The organism is Coprococcus sp. AF99-45 (genome assembly GCF_027663865.1).
GTDB lineage: Bacteria > Bacillota > Clostridia > Lachnospirales > Lachnospiraceae > Allocoprococcus > Allocoprococcus comes.
Genome location: NZ_JAQDGZ010000003.1, coordinates 161,914 through 178,411, shown reverse-complemented (window position 1 = coordinate 178,411; position 16,498 = coordinate 161,914). Strand labels below are relative to the sequence as shown.

The 16,498-nt window shown below is 44.6% G+C and carries 14 protein-coding genes; all 14 read right to left on the bottom strand.

Annotation, left to right across the window (positions count from 1 at the left end):
* Window positions 1-10: 10 nt before the first annotated feature.
* Window positions 11-1,267, bottom strand: coding sequence for a D-alanyl-D-alanine carboxypeptidase family protein (locus tag PGR14_RS03885; protein ID WP_173699081.1), 1,257 nt, complete (start codon window positions 1,265-1,267; stop codon window positions 11-13).
* 71 nt (window positions 1,268-1,338) lie between these two features.
* Window positions 1,339-1,623: a hypothetical protein gene (locus tag PGR14_RS03880; protein ID WP_022219906.1), complete on the bottom strand. Its 285-nt coding sequence runs from the start codon at window positions 1,621-1,623 to the stop codon at window positions 1,339-1,341.
* A 98-nt stretch (window positions 1,624-1,721) separates the two neighbouring features.
* Window positions 1,722-2,963, bottom strand: a complete 1,242-nt coding sequence (locus PGR14_RS03875) for an aspartate aminotransferase family protein (protein ID WP_173699044.1) — start codon at window positions 2,961-2,963, stop codon at window positions 1,722-1,724.
* A gap of 220 nt (window positions 2,964-3,183) precedes the next feature.
* A complete protein-coding gene (locus PGR14_RS03870; RefSeq protein WP_055247085.1) occupies window positions 3,184-3,798 on the bottom strand; it encodes a putative ABC transporter permease in 615 nt (204 codons plus the stop codon).
* A 64-nt stretch (window positions 3,799-3,862) separates the two neighbouring features.
* Window positions 3,863-4,039 (bottom strand): 30S ribosomal protein S21, encoded by a 177-nt coding sequence (gene rpsU / locus PGR14_RS03865; RefSeq protein ID WP_004054229.1) that lies wholly within the window; start codon window positions 4,037-4,039, stop codon window positions 3,863-3,865.
* Between the two features lie 158 nt (window positions 4,040-4,197).
* Window positions 4,198-6,837 carry an alanine--tRNA ligase gene (gene alaS, locus PGR14_RS03860; protein ID WP_270222983.1) on the bottom strand — a complete coding sequence of 880 codons (2,640 nt, stop codon included), beginning with the start codon at window positions 6,835-6,837 and terminating at the stop codon, window positions 4,198-4,200.
* 118 nt (window positions 6,838-6,955) lie between these two features.
* A complete protein-coding gene (locus PGR14_RS03855) occupies window positions 6,956-7,087 on the bottom strand; it encodes a vanadium nitrogenase (protein ID WP_195249974.1) in 132 nt (43 codons plus the stop codon).
* A 134-nt stretch (window positions 7,088-7,221) separates the two neighbouring features.
* Complete coding sequence (locus PGR14_RS03850) at window positions 7,222-9,648, bottom strand: homocysteine S-methyltransferase family protein (protein WP_055247081.1); 2,427 nt, start codon at window positions 9,646-9,648, stop codon at window positions 7,222-7,224.
* A gap of 12 nt (window positions 9,649-9,660) precedes the next feature.
* Complete coding sequence (locus PGR14_RS03845) at window positions 9,661-10,308, bottom strand: vitamin B12 dependent-methionine synthase activation domain-containing protein (RefSeq protein ID WP_055247079.1); 648 nt, start codon at window positions 10,306-10,308, stop codon at window positions 9,661-9,663.
* Window positions 10,309-10,323: 15 nt separating this feature from the next.
* On the bottom strand, window positions 10,324-11,190 hold the full coding sequence (gene metF, locus PGR14_RS03840) for a methylenetetrahydrofolate reductase [NAD(P)H] (RefSeq protein WP_008369248.1): 867 nt from the start codon (window positions 11,188-11,190) through the stop codon (window positions 10,324-10,326).
* Window positions 11,191-11,263: 73 nt separating this feature from the next.
* Window positions 11,264-12,700: a glycogen synthase GlgA gene (gene glgA / locus PGR14_RS03835; RefSeq protein ID WP_008369250.1), complete on the bottom strand. Its 1,437-nt coding sequence runs from the start codon at window positions 12,698-12,700 to the stop codon at window positions 11,264-11,266.
* 66 nt (window positions 12,701-12,766) lie between these two features.
* Window positions 12,767-13,552, bottom strand: coding sequence for a sporulation transcription factor Spo0A (gene spo0A / locus PGR14_RS03830; RefSeq protein WP_022220247.1), 786 nt, complete (start codon window positions 13,550-13,552; stop codon window positions 12,767-12,769).
* A gap of 117 nt (window positions 13,553-13,669) precedes the next feature.
* Entirely contained in the window at window positions 13,670-14,740 is a 1,071-nt protein-coding gene (gene spoIVB / locus PGR14_RS03825) for a SpoIVB peptidase (protein WP_022220248.1), read from the bottom strand.
* An 80-nt stretch (window positions 14,741-14,820) separates the two neighbouring features.
* On the bottom strand, window positions 14,821-16,497 hold the full coding sequence (gene recN, locus PGR14_RS03820; protein WP_055260779.1) for a DNA repair protein RecN: 1,677 nt from the start codon (window positions 16,495-16,497) through the stop codon (window positions 14,821-14,823).
* Between the last annotated feature and the right edge of the window lies 1 nt (window position 16,498).

The window sequence follows — 16,498 nt, the reverse complement described above, 5'->3', positions numbered from 1 at the left end:
CCCTCTTTCGTTATACCATCATTTCTTCCAGAATTTTAAGGAATGCGCCCCCAAATGTCAACTCCCCGACACCTTCTGTCGCATAAACCGGAACGCTTCCGATGGTTTTCTCATTCAGCCGGTAAATGACTTCTCCAATCTGGTCGCCTTTCTTTATCGGGGCAGTCTGTTTCTGTATCTGTACCTCTTTTTCCACGGCAGACAGATCTGATCCACTGGTATCCACATACCGGAAGCCCTCCAGCGTCTCTCCCTTTGCCTTCTCCTGCATTCCATGTTTCACTTCGGCATACACAATTTTTTCCAGTGCCTTTTCATCCTGGTAAATACTGCATTTCCCAAAGCCATAGTTTAACATGGCAATGGCATCCTTTATCCGTGTCTTAGAATCCGGCTCTGCCATCACAACCGCAATCATATTGACCCCGTCTTTTCTTGCCGTTGCAGACAGGCAGAACTTCGCACCGCTTGTGGATCCGGTCTTCAGTCCGGTTGCGTATTCATACTGCCGGATCAGTTTGTTGGTATTACTCAGTCCGAATTCACTGCTGCCCTTTGCCGTAGTGTGGGTAATATTTTCCATCCAGATCGTTGAGTAGTCCTCGATCTGTGGATACTTCGTGATCAGTTCCCGTGACATCAGTGCAATATCTCTCGCTGTCGTCAGATGCCCTTCCGTGTCCAGTCCATTACAGTTGACAAAATGGGTATTCGTCATTCCAAGTCCTGCCGATCTCTGATTCATCTTTTCCACAAAAGCCGGTTCACTCCCGGCAATCTTTTCTGCCATCGCCACGCAGGCATCATTGGCACTTGCCACAGCAATGCACTTGATCATTGTATCCACAGTCTGCTTCTCACCAGCTTCCAGAAATACCTGAGATCCGCCCATCGATGCAGCATACTCAGAAGTTGTGACTTCGGTATCCGGCGTGATCGTTCCGTCTGCCAGTGCATCAAAGATCAGAAGCAGCGTCATAACCTTTGTCACACTCGCCGGGGGCTTTTTCTCATCCGCATTTTTTTCTAAGAGAACCTGACCTCCGGAAGCTTCCATAATAACTGCGGACTCAGCAGATAGTTCCAGATCGGTCAGATTGCCCGAATTGTCTCTGTTCGTCTGCTCCGGATCCTCCTGCCGGATCACATCCTGCATAGCTTTCGGTCTTTCTCCCGGCTCGAAAACATCTGCCGCCCGGACCGGGATCCCATATACGGTCTGCACGCACAGAACCATGCCAAGCAGACCTGCCAGAAATTTGCGCATCATAAGACTCCTTTTTTCCATCCATCGATATTATATAAATAAGCCTTCTGACAGGAAAATAGAACCTTTCTTTACACTTCCCGGTTCATTTTTTCGCCTTCCTCATTGAACCAGTCCATTGCCTGACAGATTCCTTCTTCTGCAAATGGGAATTCTCTCTTTGTGATCTTTTCCTGCGGAATCTTATCATAAATAAACGGTCCTTCCCAGATACTTCCGACAAGAATCGTTTCTGAATTTTCCTCATCGGTCTTTTTTTCTTCTTTCGCCAGGCGATAGTTCATTTTTCCCATACTTCCGTTAAATTTCGCTTTTTTATAAAAATTCAGCGGAAAAAGCTGCATTCTTTCTAACATATTTTTCACCTCAAAAACCGGCACAGAAACTGGGGGATTTCTGTGCCGGTACTCTATTTTTTATACAATTATATCAATAAGTCGGAGGAATGTCTATACTATGCAGTCTTCTGATCTACCTCATATTTTGCAGCAGCTTCGTTGATTGCATCTCTCATGATCTCGATTGCCTGATCTACGTGTTCTTTTGCAAGGATCAGTGGCGGGATCATACGGTTTACGCTGTCGCCGATCGCTGTGATCAGAAGTCTTCTTCTGAAGCATGCCCATTTTACTTCAAGAGCGATCGGAATATCGTATTCGCATCCTACCAGAAGTCCTTTTCCTCTTGCTTCTTTTACATGTGGAAGCTCTGCAAGTTTTTCTTTCATGTATTCACCCATTACTTTTGCATTTCCACTTAAATCTTTGTCGAGGATTTCAGAAATAGAAGCAAGAGATGCGGCACATGCAAGTGGATGTCCACCGTATGTAGAGCCATGTGTTCCTGATGTAAATACTGCAGCTACTTTTTCGCTTGCGCAGCATGCACCGATCGGCATTCCGCCTCCCATAGCTTTTGCCATCGTTACACAGTCAGGTTTTACACCATATCCCATGAATGCCATTGGAGATCCTGTACGTCCCCATCCGGTCTGTACTTCATCGAGAAGGAGAAGCATACCTCTTTCATCACAGAGTTTACGAAGTCCTTCGATAAATTCCTGTGTTGCCGGATGTACACCACCTTCGCCCTGTACCGGCTCGATCATGATCGCGATCGTGTTATCTGTTACTTTTGACTTGAAATCTTCAAGGTTGTTATATTCTGCGTAGGAGAATCCCGGAAGCATCGGTTTGAATCCAAGCTGGCATGCGTTATCCGGCTGTCCTGTTGCGGAAAGTGCTCCGTATGTTCTTCCGTGGAAACCATTGATTGCTGTTACGATATGGTAATGTTCCGGGCCATATTTTTCAACGCCGTATTTTCTTGCCATCTTGATCATACATTCGTTGGCTTCTGTTCCTGAGTTCTGGAAGAAAATCTTATCCATTCCGATTGTGTCACAGATCTTCTTTGCGAGAAGTGCCTGTGGAATTGTGTATGGGTAATTGAATGTATGCATGATGTCATCAAGCTGGTCTTTTACTGCTGCGACAACCTTCGGATTTCTGTTACCTGGTGTATTTACGGCAACTCCACCATAAAAGTCGAGGTAAGCTACCCCTTTTTCATCGTAGAGATACATACCTTCTGCACGTTCTGCGATAAAATCATATCTTGCATAGGTTTCTACCATATATTTTTTTACAATGTCCTTTAATTCTTCTGCTGTGAGTCCTGTGTCTTTGAGTTTCATAAGAATCTCCTCGCTTTCCTTCTTTTGATCATATACTACTTCATGCTATTCGTTCCGGACTTCGAATAAAAATGTGTAAAAGAATGTGCCTTTTGTTTAGCAGGAAATCCATTCGGAATTTACCGCTAAACAAAAAGACGCCATGTACTAACTGTACATGACGTCCTTGTCGTTTACAAGACACAGTATAGACCACAGTCTATAGTTTTGTCAACAACAATTATGTCAAAAATTTATCTTTCATTTTGTCTTTTGCTTGTTCAATCTGCTGTATTTGTTCCTCATCCATGCTTTCCTGAAGATTTTCTTTCTTCTGGCGATAAATTGTCGCGGAAAAATCCATAATGTATCCAATCAGGATCAGATTGCCAATTACACGCCCTGCACGAACCGGTATCATGGCAACAAACGCTGCAACTATGTTCTGCAGGAACATAAAAAGGAACAACGTATAGAATCCCCATGCGATCGAACTCTCCAGACAGATGATTCCCCTGTAGTTAAATGGCTTCTCATGGTAATCCCACCAGATCTCACCGAAAATGCGCTTCATCACAAGTGCCGTCAGAAATTCCAACGTCGTTGCAAGAAACGATCCCAGGAAAAACAGCAGTATACTATTGTCGCTATACGGACGTAATACAAAAAACACCGTAAGAGCACCAAACCCGTAGATCGGGCAAAACGGACCTTTTGCAAATCCCCTGTTCGTAATCTTATGATTACAAAATGACATATAGATGGATTCCACCAGCCATCCCATCATGCTGTAAGTCAGAAACCACATCACAACCTCATATCCATCTATTCCAAATATTATCCTATTCCACCACATAAAATTTTCCTGTAAAAATGGAGGGTTTATGAATCATAAACCCTCCATTATTGTTCTGCACATATTAGTTATATTTACGTTTTCTAGCAGCTTCAGATTTCTTTTTACGTCTAACGCTTGGTTTTTCGTAATGTTCTCTTTTGCGAATCTCCTGCTGAATTCCTGCTTTGGCACAGTTTCTTTTGAATCTGCGTAAAGCACTATCTAACGTTTCGTTTTCTTTAACGATTACATTTGACATAGTCTCACACCTAACCTCCCCTCCAGCCTGGTATTGTGCATCATACGACTGTTCGGGTATATTTATTGCACTACATTAGATTATATCATATTTTTCATCTCAGTCAAGAATTTTTTGAAAAATAGGAAAAATATGCATAAATCTGTCATTTTCCGGCATTATTTTATCTGTTCTGCCAGTACCTCTTTGACTTTTGCAAGGGCATCCGGGATTCCAGCCGGGTTCTTTCCGCCAGCCTGTGCCATGTTCGGACGTCCACCGCCGCCACCACCTACACAGGAAGCGATTGCCTTGATCAGGTTGCCTGCGTGAGCACCCTTCTTCATTGCTTCATCTGTTGCTGTAGCCATCAGGCTTACCTTGCCGTTCGCGCTGGATGCGATCACGACCACGCCTTCTCCGATCTTCTCCTTGAGCTGGTCTCCAAGGTCACGCAGTCCGTTCATGTCCATATCTTCTACGCTAACAGCAATCACTTTTACGCCGGCTACTTCTTCTACCTGATCCATCACATCACCCATGGCATCTTTTGCGAGCTTGCTCTTCAGGCTTTCTACTTCACTGTGAAGTTCTTTGTTCTCAGCCTGAAGGTGTGCAATCTTCTCAGACACAGTATCCGGAGTTGCTTTCAGGAGCTTGGCTGCTTCATGAAGCAACTGTTCCAGTTCTCCATAATAATCCATCAGTCCTTTGGATGTAAGTGCTTCGATACGGCGTACCCCTGCTGCCACACCACTTTCAGACAGGATCTTGAATGCTCCGATCTCGCTTGTATTGGCAACATGTGTACCACCACAGAACTCAATAGAGTAATCTCCCATATTTACAACACGGACGATGTCGCCGTACTTCTCACCGAACAGAGCCTGTGCTCCGGTCTTTCTTGCTTCTTCGATCGGCATGTTCTTAATGACAACCGGCAGAGATCTGGAAATGCTTTCATTTACCATATCTTCTACTTTCTGCAGTTCTTCCGGTGTCATTGCCGAGAAATGAGAGAAGTCGAAACGAAGTCTCTTGTCGTCTACATAAGATCCGGACTGTTCTACATGTGTACCAAGTACGGTACGGAGTGCTTTCTGAAGCAGATGGGTCGCACTGTGGTTTCTTGCACAAAGCACACGTCTCTGCGAATCAACGGTCAGAGTAACCTGATCTCCAACCTTCATCATACCCTTTGCCATATAACCGATATGACCGATCTTGCCACCAAGCATCTTCTTCACATCTTCCACAACAAATTCACCGTCACCGCATTTGATCACACCGTGGTCGGCTTCCTGTCCACCGCTTGTTGCGTAGAACGGAGTCTCATCTACAAAGATGGTTCCTCTCTCACCGTCAGAAAGAGCGTCTACGATCTCATCTTCTGTGGTAAGTACCGTAATCTTCGATTCATATTCCAGATGCTCGTATCCGACAAACTTAGAGGTTACAGACGGATCAATGGATTCGTATACGGTTGCATCTGCTCCCATGTAGTTCGTTGCCTTACGTGCTTTTCTTGCAGTCTGGCGCTGAACTTCCATTGCGGCTTTAAATCCCTCTTCATCAATATCCATACCTTCTTCTTCCAGAATCTCTTTGGTAAGATCGATCGGGAATCCATAGGTATCATATAATTTGAACGCATCTTCTCCGGACAGAGTCTTTGTTCCTTCTTCTGCCATCTTTTCTTTCATCTCATTCAGAATGACAAGCCCCTGGTCGATGGTCTTCTCAAACTGCTCTTCTTCCTTGCGGATGACATTCATGATAAAGTCTTTCTTTTCTTCCAGCTCCGGATATCCGTCTTTAGAGCCTTCGATCACAGTTGCAGCAAGATCTGTAAGGAATCCCGGTGCAACGTTCAGAAGTCTTCCGTGACGGCATGCACGGCGGAGAAGACGGCGAAGAACATATCCTCTTCCTTCATTAGACGGCATAATACCATCAGAGATCATGAAAGATACAGAACGCACATGGTCTGTGATTACACGCAGAGATACGTCTGTGCTTTCATTATCTCCATAAGATACTCCTGCGATCTCACATACCTGGTCACGCAGTGCTTTTAAAGTATCAATATCGAACATAGAGTCTACATCCTGTACGATACATGCAAGTCTCTCAAGTCCCATACCGGTATCAATATTCTTCTGCTTCAGTTCGCTGTAGTTTCCATGTCCATCATTGTCGAACTGTGAAAATACGTTGTTCCAGATCTCCATATAACGGTCACATTCGCAGCCTACTGTACATCCCGGTTTACCGCATCCGTATTTTTCTCCGCGGTCATAGTAAATCTCTGAACACGGACCGCACGGACCTGATCCATGCTCCCAGAAGTTGTCTTCTTTTCCGAAACGGAAAATTCTCTCCGGTGCAATACCAATCTCTTCGTTCCAGATCTTCCATGCCTCATCATCGTCTTCATATACGGACGGGTACAGACGATCCGGATCCAGTCCAACCACTTCTGTCAGGAATTCCCATGACCAGTGGATTGCTTCTGTCTTAAAGTAATCACCGAATGAGAAGTTACCAAGCATTTCAAAGAAAGTACCGTGACGTGCAGTCTTTCCTACGTTCTCGATATCTCCTGTACGGATACATTTCTGACAGGTTGTCACACGGCGTCTCGGTGGGATCTCCTGTCCTGTAAAATATGGTTTCAGCGGTGCCATTCCTGAATTGATCAGCAGAAGGCTGTTATCATTGTGCGGCACCAGCGAAAAGCTTTTCATTTTTAAATGACCTTTGCTCTCAAAAAAGTCAAGAAACATGCGTCTAAGTTCGTTAACTCCGTAAGCTTTCATCTTTATCCTCCTCGCTTCTATCAGCTAAATTCTAATTATAAAGAGATTTTGATGGCTTGTCAATATAATGGAATTTAAAAAGGAACCGCATTTTCTGCGATTCCTTCTTTTTTCCATTCTACTTAGTCTCTGAATTCTTTGCGTCTTTTCTTTCACGAAGCTTCTTGCCTGCAAAAACCCCTCCGACTGCAAACACTCCGATAAAGAGCATCTTCAATACCGTAGAGATCAGTGTTGAAAAAAATGCCATCTTGTCATGCCTCCCATGCTATCATTTTCTTTTCTCCTTGATTTATGCATATTATAGCATATACAAAAAAATTTTCCAAACTTTTTTAGCATTTTCACATACAATTTCGACCTTTTGTATCTGCCTTGCAGTTCCTACTCCACCATGCCAAAAAATTTCTGCGCATAGTGTACGGACTGCATGGCATCTTTTCCATAGAAATCTGCCCCGATCATATCCGCGTAATCCTGGTTCAGAACAGCCCCGCCTACCATGACTTTGCAGTCCGGTTTTTTCTCTCTTAAGAGTTTGATCGTCTCTTCCATGCTGACTACAGTTGTGGTCATCAGCGCACTTAAGCCTACCAAAGTGACATTCTCCTCAACTGCTTTTTCTACGATTGCCTCCGGCGGCACATCCTTTCCAAGATCGATCACATCAAAACCATAATTTTCAAGAAGAACTTTCACTATATTCTTTCCGATATCATGGATATCACCTTTTACGGTAGCAAGGATGATCTTCTCCTTCTTTTCTTCTTCCTGTCCGGATGAAGCAAGCACATCCTTGATAACTGCAAAGGCAATCTTCGCAGCATCCGCACTCATCAGAAGCTGCGGAAGGAAGACGGTTCCCTTTTCAAAACCTTCACCGACTACATTGAGTGCCGGGATCAGTTCCTCCTGGATGATATCCAGCGGTTCCCTCGTACCGATCAGGTCACGGGTGATATGATGCGCCTCTTCTTTCAGCCCTCTCTCGATCGCATATTTGAGTGTCATCTCAACGCCTGCAGCTTTTGGTGCATTTCCGGCTGCTGCAGCTGCCTGCGATGCCTGGACTGTCACCGTCTCTGTGGTTCCCGCATAAGTACTGATATAATTCGTACAATTTTCATCAAAGCCCATCAGTGCATTATAAGAACGATAAGCTTTCATCATATCTTCTGAGGATGGATTGATGATTCCTGCCGTCAGTCCGTTCTGCATTGCCATCGCATAGAAATAGCTGTTGACGATCGGGCGCCTTGGAAGTCCAAAAGAAATATTCGATACTCCAAGAACGGTTCTGACCCCGAATTCTTCCCGTACTCTCTTCAATGCTTCCAGGGTAACCTTTGCCCCGTCCTTTTCCGAACTGATGGTCATGGTCAGCACATCGATCACGATATCTTTCTTGTCGATTCCGTATTTGGCTGCTTCGTTGATGATCTTACCTGCAACACGCACACGACCTTCTGCATCCTTCGGAATCCCCTCTTCATCAATGGTCAGTCCGACAACCACACCGCCATATTTCCGGACCAGAGGAAAAACTTCGTCCATAGAAACCTGCTTTCCGTTTACAGAGTTGATCATCGGCTTTCCATTGTAGATACGCATTGCACGTTCCATAGCCTTTCCATCTACCGTGTCAATCTGAAGTGGAAGACTGGTCACGCTCTGCAGTTCTTTTACAACTTTTTCCATCATGGCAACTTCGTCAATATCCGGAAGTCCTACATTGACATCCAGAATGTGCGCGCCCTTATCCTGCTGCGTGATCGCTTCTTTCAGAATGTAGTCCATATCTTCATTTTTCAGTGCTTCTTTGAATTTTTTCTTTCCGGTCGGGTTGATTCTTTCTCCGATGATACGCGGCATATCATCCAGGATCACAGCCTGTCCATAAGAAGATACGATCGTATCATGCTTTTTCTCGATCTTGCGCAGCGGAAGATCTTTGCATTCTTCTACCAGCTTTTTAATATGCTCCGGTGTCGTTCCGCAGCATCCGCCGATCACACAGGCTCCTCCTTTTACAACCTCCTGCATGATCCGGGCAAACTCATCCGGCTCTACATCGTAATACGTTTCCCCGTTCTTCTGCTTCGGAAGTCCGGCATTTGGCTTCACAATGATCGGAAGGGAGGTATATCTTCTTAAATCGTTCAGGATTGGAAGCATCTGTTTCGGCCCAAGTCCACAGTTCAGCCCCAGTGCATCTACGCGGAGTCCTTCCAGCATTGCCACAACAGAAGGGACATCCCCGCCTGTCAGAAGCTTTCCTCTTTCATCAAAGATCATGGTTACAAATACCGGAAGAGAAGAATTTTCTTTTGCTGCAAGAATGGCTGCCTTTACTTCATAGGTGTCACTCATGGTCTCGATATGGATCAGGTCTGCACCGTACTTTTCTCCATAGCGGACGGCTTCTGCAAATGCTTCATAAGCATCATCAAAATCCAGATCTCCCATTGGTTTTAATAGCTTTCCGGTCGGTCCCATATCCAGTGCCACATAAGTCTCTTTTCCAATCTGCTCCCCTGCTCTTTTTGCATTTGCAATCCCTGCACGGATCACTTCTTCAACCGTATATCTGTCATCATGAAATTTGCAGACATTAGCGCCAAAGGTATTTGCAAGAACCACATCACTTCCTGCTTCGTAATATCTGCGGTGAATCGCTTCCACCTTTTCCGGATGTTCGATGTTCCAGGTCTCCGGAAGTTCTCCCGGTGCAAGTCCTTCTGCCTGCAGAAGAGTTCCCATTCCTCCATCTAAAAATAAAAGTTCTTTTCCCAAACGTTCTCTGATATTCATACCCTACGCTCCTTAATTTCTTCTGTAAATGCAGTCCTTCTTCTCACACGCTTCGCAGCCTTTGATGTGGCATTTTTCCTGCGTATCACTGATCCCAATGATTGCAGTCACCGATTTTGTCGGTGTGAGCATATAGCTGTCTGTCATGGTAAGTCCGATCTTCTTTGCCGTATCCAGCATCCGTAGGATATCGTCCTGATGATGGATATCAAAATCACCGTATCCCGGACTGAATCTCGGTCTGAGCCATTTATTCTGTGCTTTTAACTCTTCTCCGATCGAAAGCTGCAGATCGTCACAGTACTCCTCCAGATATGCAGCTGCGCATGCCTGCAATACGACAGATTTCGCCATATCTGTCAGTGAATAACGTTTCATCAGTATATCGACACTGGTACCGAGTGTTGCGCCAAATACAACTGCCTCTTTGCAGCCTCTGAGATTCTTTCCGAGACTTCTGCTTTTAATATTCATTTTTCCGATCGTCACCTGGTCTTCTCCTGTAACTTTACAGTCAAAAATGCGATAGACGGATTTTGCCTGCGTAGTCTGATCGAGCTCCCCGAAGGAAACATCGATCAGCGCAAGCGTCTGTTCATCTACCGCATGTCTTCCATATCCCAGATAACGAATTGCTTCTTTCGTTCTGGCATCTGTCATCATTCTTATGTTCCTTTATTTTACGATTTCTGAAAGGTTCTGCATGATTGCAGCAGCTACTTCCGGTTTATTCATCGAATATACGTGGATATTGCGGACTCCATTTGCGATCAGGTCAATGATCTGGTCGGTCGCATATGCAATTCCCGCCTGCTTCATCGCTGCCGGATCATCTCCAAAATAATCTACGATCGCACGGAATCTCTGCGGAACAGCAGTTCCTGAAAGGGCACAGCTTCTTGCGAGCTGCTTTTTCGTTGTGATCGGCATGATTCCCGGAAGCACCGGTATCATGATTCCCTGTTCACGGATACGATACAGGAAATTATAGAAAATATCATTATTGAAAAACATCTGTGTGGTAATAAAATCCACTCCACAATCTACCTTTTCTTTGAGATAACGGATATCATCTTTCTTGTGTTCCATCTCTACATGTCCTTCCGGATAGCATGCAGCTCCGATGCAGAAGTCTCCCATTTTTTTGATGTCTTCGATCAGTTCACAGGCATGAGAATACTGTCCCGGAAGCGGAAACTGTCCATCCTGCGGGATATCTCCTCTGAGTGCAAGGATATTCTCAATCCCTTCTTTCTGAAGCTGTCCGATAACCTTATGTACCTCTTCCTTGGTTGAGGATACACAAGTCAGATGTGCAAGTGCCGGAATCTTCAGGTCATTCTTGATATGACTTGCAATCTTAACCGTATTCTTACTGGTTCCACCACCGGCTCCATAGGTAACACTAATAAATGACGGGGTAAGTTCTGCGATCCCATCCGTTGCTTTTAACACGGATTCAAAGCCCGCATCCGTCTTCGGTGGAAACACTTCAAAGGAAATATGTACTCCGTCTGCTTTAATTTTGTCTATAATCCTCATAACGAATGTTTCTCCTCTGTAAATTTTTTCATTTCATGATACCATATTTTCCGGTAAATTACCAGAATGCATTTTACATATTTTCGTAAAGTTCTTCGTAAAGCTTGGCTGAATTCTTCCATGAGAAGTCTTTTTCCATACCACGCTCTACAATCTTGTTCCAGTCACGCTTCTTGTCATAGTAAATCTGTTCTGCATATCTTACAGTTGCAAGCATCTCATGCGCATTGTAATTGGTGAAGCTGAATCCGGTTCCGGTCTTCTCGTATTCGTTGTAAGCTTCTACAGTATCTTTGAGTCCGCCTGTCTCTCTTACGATCGGCACCGTACCATATCTCAGACTCATCAGCTGGCTCAGTCCACATGGTTCAAATAATGACGGCATCAGGAATGCATCACAGGATGCATAGATCTTGTGAGACATCGGCTCTGAATAATAGATCTGTGCAGATACCTTATCCGGATACTTCCATGCGAAATGACGGAACATGTTCTCGTATCTCTCATCTCCGGTACCGAGTACGACGATCTGAACCGCATCCTGGCAAAGTTCATCCATCACACAGTCGATCAGGTCAAAGCCCTTCTGGTCAGTCAGTCTGGATACGATACCGATCATCATACGGTGCGGATCTCTCTCCAGTCCGAGTTCTTCCTGCAGCGCCATTTTATTTTTCACTTTCTCCTTGCGGAAGTTTTCGACAGAGTAAGTTCTTGCAATGTTGGTATCTGTTGCCGGATTAAAATCACCATAATCAATACCATTGACAATTCCTGACAGGCAGTTTGCTCTTGCCTGCATCAGTCCTTCCAGCTTCTCCCCGTAAAACGGTGTCTTGATCTCTTCCGCGTAACTGCTGCTTACCGTTGTCACACGGTCAGCGTAGACAATTCCGCCTTTCAGATAGTTGGCATTGTCATATGCTTCCAGCTTATCCGGTGAGAAATAGTATGCCGGAAGTCCGGTGATATCCATAACCGTCTTCTTATCCCAGATACCCTGGAATTTGAGGTTATGTATGGTGATCACAGTCTTGATTCCACGGAAAAACTCATTGTTATAGCGGAAATTATCCAGATAAATCGGAACAAGCCCGGTCTGCCAGTCATGACAGTGAATGATATCCGGTCTGAAATCCAGAAGTGGCAATGCACTTAAGGCTGCTTTTGAAAAGAATGCAAACTTCTCAATATCGTATGCAATATCACCATATGGCTTCGAACCATTAAAATAATATTCATTGTCTATGAAATAAAAAGTGATTCCTTCGTACTGAAGTTCAAGAAGCCCTACATACTGCTGTCTCCAGTTCAGATCCATATAGAAATGAAGTCTATAAGAAAGTTTATCTTTCCATTCGTCTTTCATGCACATATACTTTGGAAGCATAACACGTACATCGTATTTGTTCTTATCAAAATATTTTGGTAGTGATCCCACTACATCGGCTAATCCTCCTGTTTTGATAAACGGAACTGATTCAGATGACACAAATAATACTTTTTTCATTTAACACCCTCCTTACTCTCGCGGCTTATTTATAATTATACCGCAATTTCATCCGTTTGAAAAGAATTATCTGCGCTTTGATTTCAGTCTGATCGTGTCTGCGACCAGAGCAATAAATTCAGAATTGGTCGGTTTTCCTTTCCCGTTACTTACTGTGTAACCGAAAAGAGCTTCTAAGGTATCCAGCTTTCCCCTGCTCCATGCAACCTCGATCGCATGGCGGATCGCCCGTTCAACACGGCTCGATGTGGTCTGGTTCTTTTTCGCGACTGTCGGATACAGGATCTTTGTGATCGCATTTAAAACTTCCATATCGTCAACCGCCATCAGAATGGAATCCCTCAGATAATGATACCCTTTTATATGTGCCGGGATTCCGATTTCATGGAGCAGTTCTGTCACCTGTGTTTCCAGGTCCTCCTCAGAAGGTTCCGCATATACGGTATAATCTGTGTAAGGCGCTACACTCTTTTCCGCATGTCCGGAGCTTTTGATCCGCTGAAGGATTGTTTCATTGCGAAATGGTTTCAGGATGTAGTAGGCTGCTCCTTTTTCGAAGGCATCTTCCGTGATCCTCTCCTGTCCAATCGCAGTTACAATAATAAAATTCGGCTGTTTCTTTACTGTTTTATCTGCGCCTATCATTTCCATCACACTGATTCCATCCATTTTCGGCATAATCAGGTCAAGAAGTACAACGTCAGGCTGTTTATCTCTTATAATGTGATAAATATCTTCTCCGTTCCTGGCTTTTCCCACCAGTTTGAGATCTTTATCACTTTCTACAATTTCTCCTAGTAAATTCAACATTCTTTCGTTATCGTCAGCAATCGCTACATTCAGTTTTTCCATAAAGCCTTTCCCCTCCTTAAAGTGACAATTTGCACTGGAATGTAACCTATTATAACCTTCTGTATTCTGCGAATACAAGCAAATGGTGTCGCAGAAATCTGACAAGGTTCGCATATTTCAATCTTTTTTCAGATTTTCCAGCATGTTTTCGATAAATATTCCGTATCCTTTTGTCGCATCCTGTACGAAAACATGTGTTACTGCGCCTATAATCTTTCCATTCTGCATGATGGGGCTTCCACTCATTCCCTGCACAATCCCACCGGTCAGTTTAAGTAACCGTTTGTCAGTAACCTGAATTTCAATCCCCTTATTCACCTCCCTGGCATCCAGGTCAACTTTTGTGATTCTGACTGTATAATCTTCTGTCTTTCCGCTTACCGCACAGCGGATATACGCCTTTCCGACCTGAATTTCTTCCTTTGCCACAGCCGGATAAGCTTCTTTGCTGTCAAATATTCTCTCAATCCTGTCTAATTTCCCATAAATCCCTGTCTCTGTGTTTGTAGTAATCGAACCTAAAATATTGTAATGATTGTAGACAATGATCCCTTCCATCCCTCCAGGATTTCCGTTCTCACCTTTTTTAATATTCTGAATGCTGGTATCATATAATCTTCCCGTTGACATTTCGATCAGTTTGCCGGTATCTACATCATGTATTCCATGTCCCAACGCACCGTATTCACTATCCGCATTCAGAAAAGTGATTGTGCCGAGTCCCTGCGCGTTATCACGCACCCAGATTCCAAGTTTATATGCCCCGCCTTCATCTTTTGTCGGATGAAGTTGTACATCAATATACACTTTTTTTCGACGAATGTGTAAGATGACGGACTTATTCGATAATTTTTTAACCCGTTCGATAAGCTCAGATTTATTATAAATACTGTCAGAATCAACTCCGACAATATAATCTCCCTCCTTCACCAGATGCTTCGCCGGATTCACACCGATCCCATCTTTCCCCTTAATTTCCTGCGTCCCCAGCACCATCACGCCATCCGTCTCCATATAGATCCCAACCGGCATCCCTCCCGGAATCAGAAGGTTTCCCGAAAGTTCACTGACCGAAGCCTCCCTCTCCGCTTTCTCAGCCCGCCATTCCCTGTAGCAATAGCCGCCTCCTATAACCACAATTACCGCTAATAACACACTTAACATTTTTCGATAACTTCTAACCGACATTACACACCCCTTTTTCCTCCCTAAAATTCCGCAAAAAATAAGGCAGGATTTTTTCTCCTGCCTCTAGTATGTGCTCAATCTTATTTTTTCAAACCGGATGCCAGAATTTTCATCTCCCGTGCGTTTTCCAGCACCGCATCCGTAATCTTTGCGCCTCCAAGGATCCTTCCCAGCTCCTGCACAGATTCTTCCCCGTCAAGCTGCCGGATCTTGGTCTTTGTCATCTGATCTTCCACCCGTTTTTCAATCAGGTAATGAGTATCTGCCATTGCAGCAATCTGTGCCAGATGCGTAATGCAGATCACCTGATGTTTCCTGCCGATCAGGCACATCTTCTCGGAAACCTTCTGTGCGGTACGACCGCTGATCCCCACATCGATTTCATCAAAGATCAGTGTCTCGATCTCATCTTTATCCGCCATGACTGCCTTGATTGCAAGCATGATGCGGGAAAGTTCACCGCCGGATGCCACAGTTGCAAGCGGTCTTGTCGGTTCACCCGGATTCATGGAGATCATAAATTCCACCTCATCCGTTCCTTCTACTGTGTACCCGGAGGTTTTTGAAAACCGAATTTCAAAGCAGACATCCAGGAAATTCAGATCCTGAAGTCCTTCTGCGATCTTTGCCTGCAAAAGCTTTGCCTCTTTTTTACGGATCTTCGACAGACCCTCGCATTCTTTTTGCAGACGTTCCTCTGATTTTTTCAGTTTTCCCTTTAATTCATTTAAATATTCATCATAATTTTTTAAAATCAGGAGGCGCTCCTCGTCATCCGCCTTATGCTGCAGGATTGCCTCTGCCGAATCTCCGTATTTGACCTTCAGATGATTGATCTGATTCAGCCGGCTCTCCGTCTCATAGAACTGTTCCGGTTCAAAGGAAAGACTGTCCAGATAACAGCGAAGCTCGCGCCCGGAATCCCCGATCAGATTCTCCACTTCGACCAGCTGTTCATACAGTTCTCTCGATTTGTCATCATGTTCTGCCGCCACAGCTGCCGCACGTACTGCCCGTCCGATCGCTTCTGCCGCACTTATACCGCCTTCTCCTGCTGTATACAGATACGCCTCTTCCAGATTCTCTGCGATTCTTTTCCCCTGCATCATCCGCCGGTAATCTTCTTCTACCGACTGGCATTCTGCCGCAGTGATTCCTGCATTTTCAATCTCATCAATCTCAAATTCAAGAAAAGAAATCTCTTTGGCTCTCTCAGCCTCGTCTTTATCGGCTTCCTTAAGTTCTTTTTCCAGCCGGCGGTATTCCCTGTATGAATCCGCCACTTTTTTCTTCCATTCTCCGGCTTCTTTTGCAAATGCATCCAGAATTGCCAGATGATTTTTTTTATATAACAGTGACTGATGCTCATGCTGTCCGTGAATATCGATCAGAACCTGGGCTGCTTCCTTTAGCCGCCCCAGTGTCACAGTCTCTCCATTGATCCGGCTCACACTTCGGTTTCCGTTAAACCGTCTGGTGATAATGATCTGCCCTCCGTCCGGCGAAAGATCCATCTCTTCCAGCTTCCGTACCGTTTCCGGATTTTCCACATAAAAGGTCAGTTCTACAAGTCCCTTATCGGCTCCCTTACGAAGCATATCTGCTGAATATCTTCCGCCCAGGGCAAGACTGACACTCCCCAGGATAATTGATTTTCCGGCACCGGTTTCCCCGGTCAGGATATTGAGTCCACCAGAGAAATCCACTTCCGCCTCATCGATTAGCGCCAGATTTTTTACATGCAAATTTTGTAACATT